Genomic DNA, 17,878 nt, shown 5'->3' on the forward strand with positions numbered 1-17,878 from the left:
ACCATAGGAGAAATACCATGGCTTTATGTGACAGTCCATATCAGGACAGAGTTTTAACAGAAGAACAAAAGGAAGATTGCTCATACTGTGATCATTGTGATGTGGAAATACTAGATGACGATAAAGTTTTTGTTGGTGGCGATACTGTTTATTGTTGCGAGCAATGCTTCATCGACAGCCAATAACCCACGGACTCAGTGCAAGGATGCAAACAGGAGATAGATATGAAAAAGCAAACAGTAGATTTACTAAATTCTAATGACGAAACTATTTTGATGATGCGAGGCAGCCAAACCAAAGAGCAAGTTATCGACACTGCAATTAAAGAAAACATTATTTGTGAAAGCGATAAATCGGAATGGGTTAATTGCGATCGCGTTGATGTTTGTTATTACAAGGCAGTTCCTCGTGATGGTTATTCAGCATATTACTGTCCAACAAATAAAGATGTTAAAGGTGCATTTTTAGCGACAGCTTTAATTATCTTTTAATTTAACTCGCAGGGATGCAATGAAGAGGAATGAATATGAAAGTTGAACAATCTCAAGTTACTAAGCTTGAAATTACAAATGTAGAAAAACACGACCCAATTAGAGTCTATTTAGAAGATGATAATCAAGGCCATGGTCGATTAACCATAACTGAATGGGGAGAAGCTTGGACTGCATATTGGCCTGCAATGTCATGTTCGTTAATTGATTTTATTATCAGAGCTGATAACGGATATTTAATTAGCTATCTTTCTTCAAAACCATTAGGTGTGAGAAGCGTTGCATACAAACGTCTAGACTCTAGGTTAAATGCCGTTCGTGAGGCATTAAAGCAAATAAGTGTGAATTAAGGATGCATTTTGACAGTGGATTAGTCACATGGATGTGAGTATGATCCCCGCTTTAAATAAGGAGGGGTTATGTCAGTTAATAAAGAGCGCCGAGTTGCCAAACTAACGAGAATAACGCTATTTATTATTTTTGGGGTTGTTACTTTATTTATGGTAATAAAATTTCTTTTTATTTCCGAGGATGAGTCAGTTACCAAGTTTTCAGCATTTTTCACTGTAATATCATCATTAGGAATAATTGTTTCTGTTGTTATTTATTTAAGCCAAAAATCAAGTGAAAATAAAAAACAAAAAGAAATTGATGTAAAGTTGCTTCATTTTATTAACATTAAAACATCTGATTTTATAGAAAAAATAAACCACGTTTTGTTTTTAATTCAAAATGAAAATGAATACAAACACATTAAAATAGAAGATGACTCGTTATGTTATGTTGAAATACCGGAGGATGATAATCCAAGGTTTTATAAAAAAAATCTAAGACTTAAAAACAAGAATGAATTTTTGGATAGGCATGCGGTATGGGCAAGCTTAGATTTATTCAAATTCGCAATGGAAGTTGATCTATTAAGCGAAGTATTTTTCAATAAAACAACATATTATATTAAATATAGCCATGAGTATGCTGGAAATTATATACCTGGCATATCAGATTACTTTCAATCAGATGTAGAAAGGGAATTGCTTACTGATTTTTTAAATGAAACAAAAGAAAAAATAAGATATAACATAACTAAATTTACTGACTAACATCTACCCTGCTAGTGCAGGGTTTTTTATACCTAAAATTCAGAGTAACAATTAATGCAAATAATCGGATATGTATTACTCATGCTAATACAGGGTTCTGCTGTGCCTGTAACGGAAGATATATACACGCAATCGGAATGCAATAAACGTGCTGAATATTTAATGTCAGTGATGAGTGTTGAAGTTATTTGTGGAGAAATATACAGATGAGACAAATTAAAATAAATTCTGGTTCGTGGCAAAAAGATTTAGAAATGGTTGTCACTGTTATCGATGAAGATAAATTTAAAAAATCATGTGAACAAATTAATAAATTCTATTCTGGTGATGAATATAGAGCTGATATACACGGTAGCCATGAGAAAGCAGGTTTTGCAATGTTCTGTGCTGAGTGCTTCCAGCAAATAGCATTCAATAACTTCAAGGATGAAGAATGGCTTACCGAGCAATTCGATTGGTCTAAAGATAAGGGAATTGATGGCTATCCTTCTCTAGATGATATGGGGATTCGGATTGACGAAATAGAACCTTGGTTTATTGACTCTGACGATATAGAAATTACAGGATGGTAATCAATGAATAGATACACCGAACTATCTGACTTCGAGATTAATAAAAAGGTTGCTGACTTAATTGGCGCCACTCCATTTCCATTCGGATCAACAGATTATCGTCGCTCCGCTGTTTCTGGTTGTGAAAGTGCAATAATTATTAGATCACCTCGCAAAATTGGCTCATTCGACCCCTGCAATAACCCGTCAGACGCCATGCCTATTATTATTGAAAACTTGATATCGTTAATGGCAGATATGTCAGATGACGGAGGGTCAACTTGGTGGCGTGCAAGTGATATTTCAAATGGAATCACATCGAGATATAAATCGAACCCATATCGCGCAGCTATGGAAGTATTCTTAATGATCAAGGATGCGGAGAATGAAGGCTGACTACGGAGGTAGCCACACACCAAAGGAATTGCGTGATAGATGGCAAACTCCCCTACCTTTATTTACAGCATTGGACGCTGAATTTGGTTTCTATTTAGATGCCGCCGCCGATAAAAATAATGCACTCTGTTCTCATTACCTAACCGAAAGAGACGACTCGTTAAATTGTGATTGGGAAAGCTACGGGGCTATATTCTGCAATCCCCCGTACAGTGAAATTCAGCCGTGGATTAATAAAGCCGCCGAACAATGTAAAAAGCAATTACAGCCTATCGTGATGTTAATTCCTGCTGATACTTCTGTTGGTTGGTTTAATTCTGCATTAGGAACAGTTGATGAAGTGAGACTAATTACAGGAGGAAGAATATCTTTTATCAATGCAGGAACAAACAAACCAGTTAACGGTAATAATAAAGGCTCAATGCTTTTAATATGGCGACCATATATCAAACCACGAAAGATAATTAATACTGTCGATAGAGACGAGTTAATTAATATCGGTAATAAAATATTAAATGAATGTAAAATAGCATAGGTGAATTATGAGATTAATAATTCGCGGTGAAGTCACGCCAACAGAAAGGATTGCTATTAATGAGGCACTGGAAGCCCATAAAAAGAAATATAATCGAACTGGAATAATCGTTAGTCACAAAATAAAGATAGGAAAGAATATTTATCCCGTCGAAATAGAAAACTGTCGTAAATCATATATGGTCACTTTGCGTAATAAAAGGCAAAGACTATGAATGCACAGGCAATGGAAAACGCACGAAGGCAAATAGCAAAGGAATGCTTAATCGAGCTCAGAAGCCACGGAATACCCAACGACAAACTAACCACTCAGATCCTCGATAAATACACACCGAAGTTTAAGCCTCTAAATCACATGAACTATCAGGACAAGATGATCCTATCGTATTACCTACGGAAATTACAAAAGGAAGAGAAAGATGGATAGAACATTAATGACTAGTGATGAAGTAATGAATAAATTAGGTATTTCATCCAGACAAACACTATGGGATTACGAGCGAAGAAGGAAGTTTCCTCGCCCTATTAGATTGAGACCTAAAGCATACCTGAGAACAGATGTTTATAAGTGGATTAAAAACGGCGGTGCTAGTCAGATAACTCCCTAACGTGATCCATTATTTTAGTAAAGTGTATCTCATACGCCTTTCTTTGCTCATCAATCCAGTCATGCTTATTATACACAGACATGATCCCACCAAGCTCATGCCCTAGCATTTTCTCTATGACATGCGGGGCAACACCCTCCTCTGATAACCTAGTAGCTAGAGAGCGCCTAAAATCATGAGTTCTCCAGTATTCTAAGTTCATTTCATCTCTTATTCTTCCAACATATCTATTGGCAGCAGCTATTGTTATTGGCTTGCTAATATCTTGCCCTGGGAATAAATAATCTTTGTATGTGATTAGTGCCTTATTTAATAATGGCTCTATTCCATCAAATATAGGTCTTCTTATTGTGTTTTTTGCCTTGCTATATTCAGGAGTAATAGTCCATACTTTCTCCTTCAAGTCAAAGTCTGACTTTCTCGATCTTCTGAGTTCTGATAGTCTGCATCCCCATAGCATGGCCATTTGATGCAAAAGCTTATTAGACGTTGACGCTCTGCTTCTTTCTATTGCTATCCATATTTTAGCAAGCTCATTATATGTCAGAACCCTCTCGCCTTTATTTGTTCTTATACCTATATCTTTTGGGCTTATCTTCATCAACTCGCATGAGTTAATAAACTGCCTTCTAATGCACCAATTTATAGCTGACTTTAGCTGTACAAATATAGTTCTTGCTTTCTTGGGGTTCTCTTTTTCGAAAGCCAAAAATAAATCCATCCAGTTTTTAGAGGATATCTCCTCTATATCAATGCCAGTAAAGATATTTCTGGTATTTTTAACAACAACAGCCTCATACAATAGTATTGTATTCTCTCTCAGTTGCGGGAAGTAGGTTTGCTTCCAATAAGAGATGCAGTCATGCAATGTAACAATGTTTCTGCTTTCTTTCCCATCATGATGTCTAGGATCGTTTCCCCTAGCAACACACTCCTTAATTTCATCAGCCCTTACCCTAGCATCTCTAAGAGTAACTATTGGGTATCTACCAATGCTAATTCTATGCTGCTTTCCATCTAATCTATATCTGCATTGGAAGGTAATCACTCCCTTTGGAGATATCCTAACGCTGAGACCATCTTCATCAGCTACTTCTGGTTTACCTGAATATGGTTTACCATTAATAGATCTAAGCTTCGTGTCACTAAGAGCCATAATATTTTGTACTCACTCTTTTTTGTAGTTTTGTACTCATTCTGTACTCAATATGGCATGGACGATACTGGACAGTAAAGGACATTAGCACCCAAAAGAGCGAAATAGTTGATATCAAGGTGCTATAAATAGCAATAAATCAATGAATTAAAACATAAATTATTACGGTAGATAACATTGACTAACACAATCAAACAACCAACGTTCTATGTTCATGACTACGAAACCTTTGGCACGCACCCAGCACTTGATCGCCCTGCGCAATTTGCGGGTGTAAGAACCGATATGGATTTCAATATTATTGAAGATCCTCTCGTTATTTATTGCAAGCCTAATGATGATTATCTGCCTCACCCAGAAGCAGTGATGATCACAGGAATAACGCCACAAGTTGCGGCAAAAAATGGGGTGATTGAAGCCGAATTTACTCGTCAAATTCATCAAGCTTTTAGCCAACCTAATAGTTGTATTATGGGCTATAACAACCTTCGATTTGATGATGAAGTCACACGAAATATCCTTTATCGTAATTTTTATGATCCTTATGCTTATAGTTGGCAAAAAGGAAATTCACGTTGGGATTTACTTGATGTTTTACGTGCCTGTTATGCACTGCGCCCTGAAGGTATTGTTTGGCCTGAAAATGAAGACGGTTTTCCAAGCTTCCGTTTGGAGTTATTAACCAAAGCAAATGGTATTTCTCATGAGAATGCGCATGATGCGATGTCTGATGTTTATGCCACCATTGCGATGGCAAAAAAATTAAAACAAGCTCAACCGCGCATGTTTGATTATTTCTTTAATTTACGCGATAAACGCAAAGTACAGGCGCTAATTGATATTCCAGCAATGACACCGATTGTGCATGTTTCAGGTATGTTTGGTGCCGCACGTTCTAATTTAAGCCTTGTTGCACCATTAGCGTGGCATCCTGATAATCGCAATGCAGTTATTGTTTGCGACTTAGCCACAGATATATCGCCTTTATTAACACTCGATTCAGACCAATTGCGTGAACGTTTATATACACCACGTAGTGAATTATCAGTCGATGAGCCACCAGTTCCAATTAAATTACTGCATATTAATAAATGCCCCATTGTGGCACCGCAAAATACATTAAGACAGCAAGATGCAGATAGAATTGGTTTAGATGTTGATACTTGTTTAAAAAACCAAGCACTATTGTTTTCTCATCCTGAAATACGCAATAAAGTCGTGGAAATATTTGCACAACAAACACCTTTTGTTGTCTCTGATAATGTTGATTCACAAATTTATAATGGTTTTTTCAGTGAAAATGATCGTAGTGCGATGGAGATTATTCGCTCAACGCAACCACAGAATTTACCCGCTTTAGACTTAACATTTGAAGATGCGAGAATGGAACCTCTGTTTTTCCGTTATCGTGCAAGAAATTATCCTTCAACGCTTAATTATGACGAACAACAACGTTGGTTGGCGCATAGAAAAGAGATGTTAACGCCAGAAAAACTAACCGAATATATTAATACTATTCAGTTATTAGCTGAAGAACATGCCGATAACGAGGAAAAATTAAAACAGCTACAAGAGCTTTATTTATATGCTCAAGAGATTGCGAGCTAATTGATAAAATAAAAGGCAGGTTTTATCCTGCCTTTATTCTTTAATTTAATAAACACAATCTACAACAATTATTTTTTATTCTCTGTATTAGCATCATTATGAGCATGTCCACAGCCACACTCTTCTCCCCAATATTTTAGTTTTGAGGTTTTACCAATACCCGGGTTCATGCTATTGGTTGGATCGTTATGCTTATAGAATGCTTTTAATTGAGGTTTAGCATAATACATATGACCCACGTTATGCTCTGCGGGATATTCAGCTCCACGCTGATCTAATAGCGCCAGCATTTCTGCTTTTAATGCTTTAGCATCAACACCTTTTTTAATAATATAATCTTGATGCATAACGTGACACATAAAATGCCCACAATAGAGTTTATAAAGTAATTTACTCTCTATTTCAGGTGGTAGCTTTTCAAACCAATCTTTGTCATTACGGCGCAGTGCAATATCTAATGGCAACACATCTTCTACATCATTAACATGAACGGCATGATAACGCACAGCAGCACCTGCAGCAGCAAAACGATGCAAAAAGGCTTTATTTCCCTCTTCTTCAGTACATTCAAAATAATCGCCTGATGCTAGCTTAAAGTATTCTTTTAAATAAGTTGCGGCTTCTTCAATTCCATCATCTGCCATTCTTAACATAAGATGATGTTCATATTTGTCACGAAAATCAGTCATACGCTCTGGTAAATGAGCTGGCCATAGTTTGCTCATAAACTGCATGGTTCTGTCCACCATGTTTTTAGGTAAGAAAGGCACTTTATTTAATACCGCATCTACTCGCCCTTTTACGGCAAATAATATTGGCATTTTATCTGTACCTAATTTATCAATCACCAAAAATGTGTCTTTTCCATACACTTCAGCCATTTTATAATAGCTTCTATGCATATATTCCCCAGCAACAGGCAACTTTTTAAAATGGCTTAAAATATGACGACGAATATCTTCAAGTTCGTCCGGATTATTAGTACCAATATAAAAAACCTGAGTGCGATGATCTGCTGGGAAAGTATCTAATCTCACAGCAAATACCGATAATTTTCCTGCACTCCCTGCTGCTTCATATAAACGCCGTTCATCATTGTTAAAACGAGAAGGTGTATTAGCATCGACATCACGTATACGCTCATGATATTCATGATCAGAGGCTAGTTTTTCTGTCGTTTGTATCTGTTTTTCGTGATAATGACGATTATCTAAATTAGTTAATATTTCTTCTGGTGTTTCACCTAAATCAATACCTAAATGGTTAACTAATTCAGCTTCACCTTTTTCATTAACGCGAGCATAAAGCGATAATTCGGTATAAGCAGGCCCGCGGCGAACTAAAGCACCGCCCGAGTTATTACAAATTCCCCCTATCACCGACGCACCAATACAAGAAGATCCAATAACAGAATGAGGTTCTCGCCCTAATGGCTTTAATACTTTTTCTAAATGCCATAACGTACTACCAGGAAAAGCAATAACTTGATTATGCTCTGAAAGAACCTGTATTTTATCTTGGCGTAATGTACTAATAATCACGATATCTCTATCATAATCATCACCATTAGGCGTTGAGCCCTCTGTTAATCCAGTATTCGCCGCTTGCATAATAATAATTTTATCGGCTTCGACACAGGTTTTAAAAACTCGCCACTGTTCTAATAGATTAGCGGGAAAGACAACAGCCAACGCCTTACCTTGCCCTGAACGAAAACCTTTGCGATAACGTTCTGTCTTATGTGCTTGTGTTAATACTTGTTTTTTACCAACGATACCTTCAAGTTTGCGAATAAAATGTTGATTTACAGAACTATTACTCTCATTCATTTTCCCTATCCTATTCCTGTCTTGTCTGATTAATCTTTTATTTGCCCATTTTTATTATTACTCATAAGACTATGTGCAAAATATAAACTTATCATTTATATAACTACTTTTATACTGCTATCCGCATTTCTTAAAAAATAACATTTATTGATTTATAATCACTTTTATTATTTATAAGATAATTGCGATATTTATTTCTTAAACAGAATATAAATAAGTATTATTTTAATATTTTATTCTATTGTTAACTTTTCTCTTGCTAACTGATCCCATGCTTGGCAACTTCGGCTTTTATAGCCATTTTTATTATTTGCTAGTGCTATTTGATATGACAATGTAGGTTCCACTACAGGAAGAACAACCAAATCATCAATAGGATTTTTATTACACATACTGTTGGGTAAAAGTGTTACTCCTACACCAGCTTTCACCATGGCAATAATTAAATCTAAATGGTTACTACGTCCCGCAATAATAGGCACTGTATTGTAAATACCACAAGCACTATAAATTAAATCATTAATACGAAAATCTTCAGAAAAGAAGATAAAAGGTTCATTAATCAACTCTTTGAAGTGAATTTCCTTTTTTATAGCTAAAGAATGAGATGGTGACATTAATAGCATTAAGTGATCTTCTGAAAAAGGTGTTAATTCAAAAATATCTTCATTAAAAGGCAATACGACGGCGGCAGTTTCAACTCTGCCTTCTCTCATGGCATCAGCCATTTGCTTAGTACCCAATTCAAATATTTTTAGTTCAACCAGAGGATGGCGAGAGCTAAATTCCATAATAATATCAGCAAAATACGTCGAAGCTATTACAGGAGGTAATCCAACATTTAATGTCCCTGTTAATGGCCCAGACTTGTCCTGTAATGCTTTATTTATATTATTAAATTGTGCAAGTATTTGTTTTGCATGTTCAAACAATATTGCACCATCATCTGTTAATCTAACGCCATCAATTTCTCTCACTAATAAAGTAACACCCAATTCATCTTCTAATTTTTTAATACTACGACTAATTGCAGGTTGAGTGATAAATAGCGCATCAGCGGCTCGGCTAAAACCATTTAATTGAACAACCTCAACAAAATAGCGCAATGTGCGAATATCCATTAGCAATGCTTACCTTATTACATTTAGTTATACCCTCAATGATAATAAACCATTTCATATCAGATAATATCCACGATAAAACATTAAGCATAATGTAAAAGCATTCCTCTACTTTCACAGACTATTATTCGGTTTTTTTGGAGATGATATGAGTAAGACTGTCGTTGAGTATATGTTAACCCGCTTATATGACTTAGGAATAAGTGATGTTTTTGGTGTTGCGGGTGATTATGCGTTTCCCATAGAAGATACTATTTGTAATAGTAATCATATGCGCTGGATTGGTAACTGCAATGAATTAAATGCAGCTTACGCTGCTGATGGTTATGCCCGAATTAAAGGTATGGCAGCATTATCGACAACATTTGGTGTTGGTGAGTTAAGTGCAATTAATGCTATTGCTGGATCTTATGCAGAAAACCTACCTATTTTCCATTTAGTTGGTATGCCAGCAAGTGGTGTACAAAAAAGTAAGCGCCTTGTTCATCACACATTAGGTAATGGTGATTTTGATATTTTTTATCAATTAGGTCAACGCCTTGCTTGTGCTCACGCAATATTAACACCTGAAAATTGCATTACAGAAATGGAACGTTTAATTGCTACTGCATTAAAAGAACGTCGCCCAGTTTATATTGGCCTACCTTCTGATAATGCCACTATGCAAGTGATAGAACATTCACCTGTTACCTCCCCGAAAAAACCAGTGAGTGATAAAGAAATACTAGAAAAAGTGGTATCACTCATTATTGAAAAGCTTATACACAGCAATAATATCTGCGTATTACCAGGTATTTTATCCGCACGTTTAGGGTTATCAGATAATGTCCAAGCTTTTATCGATAAAACGGGCTTACCTTATGCCACTATGTTTATGGATAAAAGTATTTTGAGTGAATCTCATCCCCAATATGTTGGTATGTATGATGGCAAATTAATGACACCCGAAGTCAGAAAATTTGTAGAAAATAGTGAGTACGTATTAGGAATTGGTGCAATGATGACCGACTTCAATACAGGAAGTTTCACTGCCAATATTAAACCAAAACAATTTATCAACATCATGCCCGAATATGTTGAGATTGATTCCGTTATCTACACATCGATTTATATGGAGGACGTACTCTCTGCACTGACTCAACGATTACCGAAAAGAAGTTATCATCAGATAAAAGCCAAAGGATTAGGCGAAGCTGTGTTATCTGATAATGGTAAAATTACTGCTCAATATCTATATCCTCATTTAGAAAAATTCTTTAAACCTAATGATATTATTATTGCAGAGACAGGGACATCATCAATGGGATTAGGTTTTGCCCTATTACCAGCAGGTGCACAATTCCATAACCAAACATTATGGGGTTCTATTGGTTGGGCTACACCAGCATCATTTGGTGCTGCACTTGCAGCGCCTAACAAACGAGTTATTTTAATTACAGGTGAAGGCTCACATCAATTAACCGTACAAGAGATTAGTCAATTTGTTCGCTTCGGATTAAAACCGATCATCCTTGTTTTAAATAATGATGGTTATTTAATTGAACGATTATTATGTGATTACCCTGAAGCTTATTATAACGATCTCGCTCAATGGAATTATCATCAATTACCTAGAGCTTTTGGCGCAAGAGATTGGCATTGTGAGAAAGTCACAACGATAGATGAATTAAATAAAGCGCTTAAAGTGGCAGAATCAACAGAAAATGCCTCTTATATAGAAATAGTAACCGAACGATATGAAGCTTCTGAATTAGCACAAAAATTAAAAGAGTCTAAAGATTCGCTTTATTCATTTTAAGTTATAAGTACGATTTAAATAACAAAACCTAGCTTATGCTGACTTAGCTTAGGCTAGGTTTTTATCAATATAACCATTTGATATAAAATGTATTAATTTAATAAATTTCTCAAGAGAAAGAGTGCGATTTTCATAATCACCAAGAAAAAAACAGCTTCATTAAATTCTGTTAGATCAATCATATCTTAATATTTTATTTATAACGATACGATTATTTATTTTTTAATGTAATTCTTATTATCAGAAAATGTGTCCCCCCTATTTATCATTTATTGTTCAATTTCCTATTTGATACAGCTAATTTAATACTGATAATTTATTGTAGGCAAAAAAAAATGGCTTCATTACTGAAGCCATTTCTACACTGATTTTTATGACAATTTTTATAGTATTACTTTTCTGGCATTTGTGGCATTGGTCGACGGAATCGACGAGTGATCCACACCATATAAAGAATACCAATTGCGCCCCAAACAAGTCCTAACTCCATAGAACCTGGTTCAAGGTTTATCCACAAGACTCCCATTGTCGCAGCACCAATGATAGGCAATATCAGGTAATTAATGTGATCCATTAATCCTTTATTACGACGCTCACGAATATAGAACTGTGAAATAACAGACAGATTCACGAAAGTAAACGCAACTAACGCACCAAAGTTAATTAATGCAGTTGCAGTCACTAAATCAAAGAACACGGCACCTAATGCTAAGAAACCAACTAATAGCACGTTAAATGCAGGTGTACGCCATTTTGGATGTACATAACCAAATGTCTTCTCAGGGAATACGCCATCACGTCCCATTACATAAAGTAAACGTGCAACACCTGCGTGAGCCGCCATACCTGATGCTAATACCGTCACACAAGAGAACACTAAAATAATAGACTGGAATAAAGCACCCGCAACATACAGCATTATTTCAGGTTGTGACTCTTCTGGATTTTTGAATCGTGAAATATCTGGGAAATACAATTGTAAAAAATAAGAAACCGCAATAAAGATGAGTCCACCAATCAGCGCCGTTAAGAAAATCGCTTTAGGGATAACTTTACCTGCATTTGGTGTCTCTTCTGATAATGTACTGATACCGTCGAAACCTAAGAATGAGAAGCAGAGTATTGTCGCTCCGGTTATCATTGGTATGACTTCAGCATCAACAGACGCAAACGGTCTAAAGGTCCATAACTCCCCTGCACCTTCTCCGTTATAAACACCGTGGATAAGCAGCCCAACAAAGACAACCATGACTGCAACCTGAACAATAACGATCGCTGTATTTAAGTTAGCAACAACGTTAATACCACGTAGGTTAAAGAACGTCATTAAAGCCACTAAAGCAAATACAAAGATCCACGGTTCAACGCCTGGGAATATTGCTTGTAAATAGATTTTCGCCAATAGAATATTGATCATTGGCATAAATAAATAGTCAAGTAAAGATGACCAACCCACCATAAAGCCAACATAAGGGCTCATGGATTTTTGAGCATAAGTATACGCAGAGCCTGCTGAAGGAAAACGCTTAACTAATTTTCCATAACTGACCGCTGTAAATAAAATTGCAATCAACGCAATCGCATACGAGGTTGCTACGTGACCATTCGTAATGCCAGAAACGATACCAAATGTATCGAAAATAGTCATAGGCTGTAAAAAAGCAAGCCCCATCATGACTACCTGCATTAGAGTCAAGGTTTTACGTAATTGTACTCGATTGTTAGCACCAGTTTGGTTAGTGCCGATAGAGGAGATGACGTTATCTGACATTAGCGAACCCTCCCATAACTTCGGTTTGAGTATTAGATAAACTCAACCGACAGTTACTGGGAAGACTTCGCATCTGCCTATAAACAGAATAGAATGAAGTTTTTAAGGATGTGTATGTGTTTAGGAGACGCCGTGCTCCGTAGTCATCATTGCCCGCAGTGCCGTTAGGCCCGACTGCGAAAGAGAATAATTGTACCATATTAGCATTCCTCTATCATGACAACCCTTTCTCTAAGGGGCTGGCTGCTAATCAAATTATGTTATCTATTCAGACTCAAATGAATCTGACCTCTTGGTGTAGTAATAAGTAAAAATGCAAAAAAAAACCGATGCACTTTAAACGCATCAGTCATATTTTTAGTGGGCGCATTTTGCACGTCTCAGACTTAAATAGCAATACATTTTCATCAAAAAGCCCCCTTTTTTTACGATCTTTTCAATTCGCAAACTAAGTCAACATATAACGCCACATTTTATTAACAATAATTGTGTTTTTATCACAACTCTCAAGTTTTAAATATTTCAAATAGTCATTACTGCAACGAAAGGAAATAAAACACAATACATTGATAAATAAGAATTAAACTTTAGATTAAAATTAATATCATTACCAAACCATCAAAATAAAGCATTTAAAATACATTAATAAGATTAATGCTAAGATTTTGTTAACTTATGCTTCTTTTATCCCCAAAAATAGACTTTTAATAAAAAGTGCCTATTTTTTAATAACCTGTTTTATATAAATAAAAAGTAAGAGAATAATTTGAGAAAAAATGACTGGTAATAAGTAGAAATAACACTCTGATAGTCAGAATAAAACGATAGATAAGATGATTTATTGAGCTAAATATAGACCTCAATATTTAAATTTTCCAGTATTTATTTTAACCAAAAGAATGATAAAAAAAGACTCCACAAGTGGAGTCTTAATGACACAAACTGAGGGTGAAAAATTAGAAGTTATAGTTCAAACCAATGTTGTAACGACGACCTTCTAATGTGGTATTAAAGTTTTCATAATTAATACGACGATCAAACACATTATAAACACCACCAATCACATTAAGTTGTTTGGTTAAGCTGTAACTTGTACCAATATCAACAAACGCATAAGAAGGCGTACCCGTTGCCATACTCGTGCGTGATAAATAATCTGATGTTTTACCTCGGAAATTAATACGCGCCCATGTTTCCATTTCTGGCGTGGTTTCCCAGTTTAAGGTCGCATTTGCCATATGACGAGGCTGTTTATTAAGTGGTTTACCACTAAATGCACCACTCTTCTGCTCTGAATCAGTGAAGGTGTAGTTAGCTGCTAAGTTCCACGCAGGTGAAATCGTCCAGTTACCTGTAACTTCAATACCACGCATATTCGCTTTATCTACGTTTTCACGCGTACTGATAAAGTCATATTGGTGACCGTATCCTTGCTCTTTAGTACATGTAGGTAACACGCCTTTATCATCACAAATACGACGTTCAGTAATTTTATCTTTGAAATCAGTATTATAAATAGTAACACTTGCGGTTAAGTTATCACGATTATCCCAAATAATACCAATCTCTTCGGTTACTGACTTTTCAGGTTTCAGATCTGGATTACCATAAATGACGGCATTACCACCTGAACCCCCTGTTGCCTGTCCCCATGTTTTAGTGGCTTGACGTAGATCTGGTGAACGATAGCCAGTAGAAACGCCCCCTTTTAAGGTCCACTCATCAGCCATATGCCAAACACCATAAACACGAGGTGTCCAATGTGTACCGTAGTTTTCGTCTTTATCCATACGTAAACCACCGGTTAAAGCGAAATCATTTGTTAGTGCCCATTCGTCTTCAGCAAATAGCGCCCAACTATAACGATCTAATTTATTACCGTTGTCTAAACGGTTGTTGTTATCTTTTAATTCTTCAAAACGGTACTGAGCACCAACACTTAACGTATGCGCATCTAACATAAATACTGTTTGATTACGAACTGTTGTATCGTTGTATTCCATTTTACGACTTGGGTTATTATTTTCATCACGCTGAACATAAGTATTCATCGTACCAAAGTCATAAACACCATCATGAGTCAGGGCATATTGCGTTAGCTCATATTTACTGAAATCACTGCTCTTAGATTTACGAGAACGTTCAGAGGCTGAATATTCCCAACGTGCATCTCGGTGCTGGCTGTCTTTTTTAAATTCAAAATCAATCGTATTTTTATCATCTGGTGTCCAGCTTAATGTCCCACCACCGCTTGCGGTAATCTGACGATTATAACCATTCGCAAATTTATCTTCGCTACGATGCGAATATTGTCCTTGAACTTTTAAACTTAGCAAATTATCAACTAATGGGCCCGCTGCGTAGAAACTACCTTGTTCTGTATTACCTGAATTTTGGCGTTCCGTTAATGTACTGTCTGCTCGTAAGCTAACATTCCACTCTTTTTGTGCTTTACGGGTAATAATATTGATAACCCCACCCATTGCATCTGAACCATATAAAGAAGACATTGGGCCACGCACAACTTCAATACGTTCAATAGCAGGTAAAGGCGGTAACCAACCTTGTTCAATACCAGAGTTATCACTATTAGGACGCGTTTCACGCGACGCAACACGCTTACCATCAACTAAGATCATGGTATATTTTGCATCCATACCACGAATACTGATATCAGAACTACTTCCACCGCCTGTTACTAATACGCCGGGAACATCTTTTAATGCGTCAGTCACATCACGGTAAGATTTGGTTTCTAATTGTTCACGAGTGACAACAGAAACCGATGCAGGTGCATCTTCAACGGTTTGCTTAAACCCAGAAGCGGTTGTTACAAGCAATTTTTCTACATTTTCTGCTGAAGCAGTCATTACAAAACTTGATGCAATAGCAGCAACAACGCCAAGCGCGATTTTATTTTTATTTAACACTACCATTCCCGATTCTCCAAGAATATATATTCTTTAAGTTTTATATAGATGGATATGTCGACAGTTGCTCAGAAATTAGGGTAATAAATAAACTTAATTACCCTTAGTTATTTTAATATTATTTTTATATCCCTATTTACTGCGTTCCTATATTTACTTCTTTTCTCTTTCTTTTTTACTTCTCTATATTTTATCCACTAAACCATCAATAATGATTTGAGGTATTCCTTGTGAACAATATTCCAATCGACCTTGAACACCATAAACATCGGCAAGGCTTTGTGCCGTGATAACCTTATCTGGTGTGCCTTGTGCAATTAACTGTCCTTGTTTCAACATTAATACATGTTCGCCATGTCGTAAGGCGATATTAATATCGTGGACAACGACGACAGTAATAATATTTCTACGGTGTGTTTCTTTAGCAACTAAATCCATTACATGATATTGGTAATTAAGATCTAGTGCGCTTAATGGCTCGTCCAATAATAATAAAGAGGGTTGTCTAATTAATGATTGAGCAAGCCCCACTAATTGTTTTTGACCACCCGATAATTCATCTAAATAACGTAATGCTAAATGCTCAATACCTAATTGGCGTAATAAGTGCATTACCTGAGCTTCACTATGTTCATTATGTAATCCACCTGAAGCACGTTGCGCCACAATAATGGACTCTAAAACATGTAAATGAACACCAGCAGGTAATGTTTGTGGCAAATAGACTACATTTTGAGCACGTTGTGCAAAATTCATCGATGCTAGATCGTTGCCATCTAAACTGACAACACCTGATGATTTATTTAATCCAGCTAACGCTCTTAATAATGTTGATTTTCCGCTACCGTTCGGCCCCAATAATACGGTGACCTTTCCTTTTGGCAAAGGCTCAACATCCAGTGCCTTAATGATAAGATGTTTAGCATACCCAGCACTAAAATCTTGGATCTTTAATCCTTCCATCATTAGATATTCCCCCTATGACGTAAAATCATACTGAGGAAAAATGGCACGCCCACCAGCGATGTCACAATACCGACTGGAATAATGACACCTGGTATTAAATTTTTAGAAGCAATAGATGCCAATGATAAAACTAAAGCACCAATTAATGCGCTTGCTGGCAGATAGAATCGATGGTCTTCGCCAAACATCATGCGAGCAATATGAGGGGCAACTAAACCAATAAAAGCAATTGGTCCAACAAAAGCGACTGCGAGCGCGGTTAAAATACTGATGCGCAGTAATGAGCCTAATCTTAAACGCTTTACATCAATACCAAAGCTAATCGCTCTATCTTCACCTAATCGCAATGCAGTTAACTTCCATGAACTCATCCATGAAATCGCCATAATGACAGCAAAAGCACCCGCCATAACACCGAGTTTTACCCATGTTGCACGCGTTAAACTTCCCATAGTCCAGAAAACCAAACCTTGGAGAGTGTCTTCTGTTGCAATAAATTGCATCATTGAGACTAGTGCATTAAAGGTAAACACCATGGCAATACCAAAAAGCACTACTCCAGATGTAGGAACTCGAGTCCAACGAGTTATTCCGTCTAATAATAAAGCTGATAATAATGCAAAGAGAAACGCATTCGCCGAAATAAACCATTGGTCAGGAATACCTGGAATACCAATACCTAAAACAATCGCTAATGCAGCACCAAATGAAGCTGCATTTGATAAACCTAATGTGAATGGACTTGCTAACGGGTTATTTAGAATAGTTTGCATTTCTGCACCCGCTAATCCTAGTGACATCCCTACCACAACCGCCATTAGGGCATAAGGTAAGCGGATATCCCATACAATCACTCGAGAACCTGCATCAACAAGCTCAGGTTGAAAAAGGGTTGTTAATAATTTATCAAGCGATAAACCAGAAGGTCCCATGGTGAAATCTAACACCACTGAACCACAAATAATCAAAACGATAACTCCCAACCATAGCATGCGTTTATTCATCATTTTTCGATAACG

18 protein-coding genes are annotated in these 17,878 nt (G+C 36.5%); 10 read left to right on the plus strand and 8 right to left on the minus strand.

Features of this window, described 5'->3' with window-relative positions:
* Window positions 1–17 precede the first annotated feature (17 nt).
* From ACNARN_RS17000 to ACNARN_RS17035, 8 genes are all read left to right on the plus strand, one after another.
* Window positions 18–185, plus strand: coding sequence for a hypothetical protein (locus tag ACNARN_RS17000; protein ID WP_416304753.1), 168 nt, complete (start codon window positions 18–20; stop codon window positions 183–185).
* A 39-nt stretch (window positions 186–224) separates the two neighbouring features.
* Window positions 225–491, plus strand: coding sequence for a hypothetical protein (locus tag ACNARN_RS17005; RefSeq protein ID WP_416304754.1), 267 nt, complete (start codon window positions 225–227; stop codon window positions 489–491).
* 35 nt (window positions 492–526) lie between these two features.
* A complete protein-coding gene (locus ACNARN_RS17010; RefSeq protein ID WP_416304755.1) occupies window positions 527–841 on the plus strand; it encodes a hypothetical protein in 315 nt (104 codons plus the stop codon).
* Between the two features lie 69 nt (window positions 842–910).
* Window positions 911–1,591: a hypothetical protein gene (locus ACNARN_RS17015; protein ID WP_416304756.1), complete on the plus strand. Its 681-nt coding sequence runs from the start codon at window positions 911–913 to the stop codon at window positions 1,589–1,591.
* Window positions 1,592–1,797: 206 nt separating this feature from the next.
* The gene (locus ACNARN_RS17020; RefSeq protein WP_265839043.1) at window positions 1,798–2,163 is read left to right on the plus strand and encodes a DUF2528 family protein; all 366 of its coding nucleotides are present in this window, start codon (window positions 1,798–1,800) and stop codon (window positions 2,161–2,163) included.
* Window positions 2,164–2,166: 3 nt separating this feature from the next.
* Entirely contained in the window at window positions 2,167–2,538 is a 372-nt protein-coding gene (locus tag ACNARN_RS17025) for a phage protein NinX family protein (protein ID WP_416304757.1), read from the plus strand.
* Entirely contained in the window at window positions 2,528–3,073 is a 546-nt protein-coding gene (locus ACNARN_RS17030; protein ID WP_416304758.1) for a phage N-6-adenine-methyltransferase, read from the plus strand. The genes ACNARN_RS17025 and ACNARN_RS17030 overlap by 11 nt, the downstream gene beginning before the upstream one ends.
* A 7-nt stretch (window positions 3,074–3,080) precedes the next feature.
* Entirely contained in the window at window positions 3,081–3,287 is a 207-nt protein-coding gene (locus tag ACNARN_RS17035) for a DUF4060 family protein (protein ID WP_069367891.1), read from the plus strand.
* A 373-nt stretch (window positions 3,288–3,660) separates the two neighbouring features.
* Here ACNARN_RS17035 and ACNARN_RS17040 read toward each other — a convergent pair whose 3' ends face one another.
* Entirely contained in the window at window positions 3,661–4,836 is a 1,176-nt protein-coding gene (locus ACNARN_RS17040; protein WP_160230201.1) for a tyrosine-type recombinase/integrase, read from the minus strand.
* A gap of 177 nt (window positions 4,837–5,013) precedes the next feature.
* Here ACNARN_RS17040 and sbcB point away from each other — a divergent pair, with 177 nt between their 5' ends.
* The gene (sbcB, locus tag ACNARN_RS17045) at window positions 5,014–6,444 is read left to right on the plus strand and encodes an exodeoxyribonuclease I (RefSeq protein WP_416304759.1); all 1,431 of its coding nucleotides are present in this window, start codon (window positions 5,014–5,016) and stop codon (window positions 6,442–6,444) included.
* 68 nt (window positions 6,445–6,512) lie between these two features.
* Here sbcB and dld read toward each other — a convergent pair whose 3' ends face one another.
* Both dld and ACNARN_RS17055 read right to left on the minus strand, forming a co-directional pair.
* Window positions 6,513–8,273 (minus strand): D-lactate dehydrogenase, encoded by a 1,761-nt coding sequence (gene dld / locus ACNARN_RS17050; RefSeq protein WP_198620653.1) that lies wholly within the window; start codon window positions 8,271–8,273, stop codon window positions 6,513–6,515.
* A gap of 233 nt (window positions 8,274–8,506) precedes the next feature.
* On the minus strand, window positions 8,507–9,394 hold the full coding sequence (locus ACNARN_RS17055; RefSeq protein ID WP_416304760.1) for a LysR family transcriptional regulator: 888 nt from the start codon (window positions 9,392–9,394) through the stop codon (window positions 8,507–8,509).
* Window positions 9,395–9,542: 148 nt separating this feature from the next.
* Here ACNARN_RS17055 and ACNARN_RS17060 point away from each other — a divergent pair, with 148 nt between their 5' ends.
* Window positions 9,543–11,192, plus strand: coding sequence for an alpha-keto acid decarboxylase family protein (locus ACNARN_RS17060; protein WP_416304761.1), 1,650 nt, complete (start codon window positions 9,543–9,545; stop codon window positions 11,190–11,192).
* A gap of 391 nt (window positions 11,193–11,583) precedes the next feature.
* Here the strand turns inward: ACNARN_RS17060 and ACNARN_RS17065 are convergent, their stop codons facing one another.
* The 5 genes from ACNARN_RS17065 to ACNARN_RS17085 all read right to left on the minus strand — a co-directional run bounded on the left by ACNARN_RS17065 (window position 11,584) and on the right by ACNARN_RS17085 (window position 17,866).
* Complete coding sequence (locus tag ACNARN_RS17065; RefSeq protein WP_198620656.1) at window positions 11,584–12,963, minus strand: APC family permease; 1,380 nt, start codon at window positions 12,961–12,963, stop codon at window positions 11,584–11,586.
* On the minus strand, window positions 12,953–13,162 hold the full coding sequence (locus ACNARN_RS17070; protein WP_100157911.1) for a hypothetical protein: 210 nt from the start codon (window positions 13,160–13,162) through the stop codon (window positions 12,953–12,955). Before ACNARN_RS17070 ends, ACNARN_RS17065 begins: the two co-directional genes overlap by 11 nt.
* A 757-nt stretch (window positions 13,163–13,919) precedes the next feature.
* On the minus strand, window positions 13,920–15,899 hold the full coding sequence (locus ACNARN_RS17075; RefSeq protein ID WP_349443349.1) for a ligand-gated channel protein: 1,980 nt from the start codon (window positions 15,897–15,899) through the stop codon (window positions 13,920–13,922).
* 177 nt (window positions 15,900–16,076) lie between these two features.
* The gene (locus tag ACNARN_RS17080) at window positions 16,077–16,859 is read right to left on the minus strand and encodes an ABC transporter ATP-binding protein (RefSeq protein ID WP_198626528.1); all 783 of its coding nucleotides are present in this window, start codon (window positions 16,857–16,859) and stop codon (window positions 16,077–16,079) included.
* Window positions 16,859–17,866 (minus strand): FecCD family ABC transporter permease, encoded by a 1,008-nt coding sequence (locus ACNARN_RS17085; protein ID WP_416303579.1) that lies wholly within the window; start codon window positions 17,864–17,866, stop codon window positions 16,859–16,861. Before ACNARN_RS17085 ends, ACNARN_RS17080 begins: the two co-directional genes overlap by 1 nt.
* Window positions 17,867–17,878 lie beyond the last annotated feature (12 nt).

It is taken from the genome of Proteus sp. TSJ240517 (assembly GCF_047921575.1).
Lineage (GTDB): Bacteria > Pseudomonadota > Gammaproteobacteria > Enterobacterales > Enterobacteriaceae > Proteus.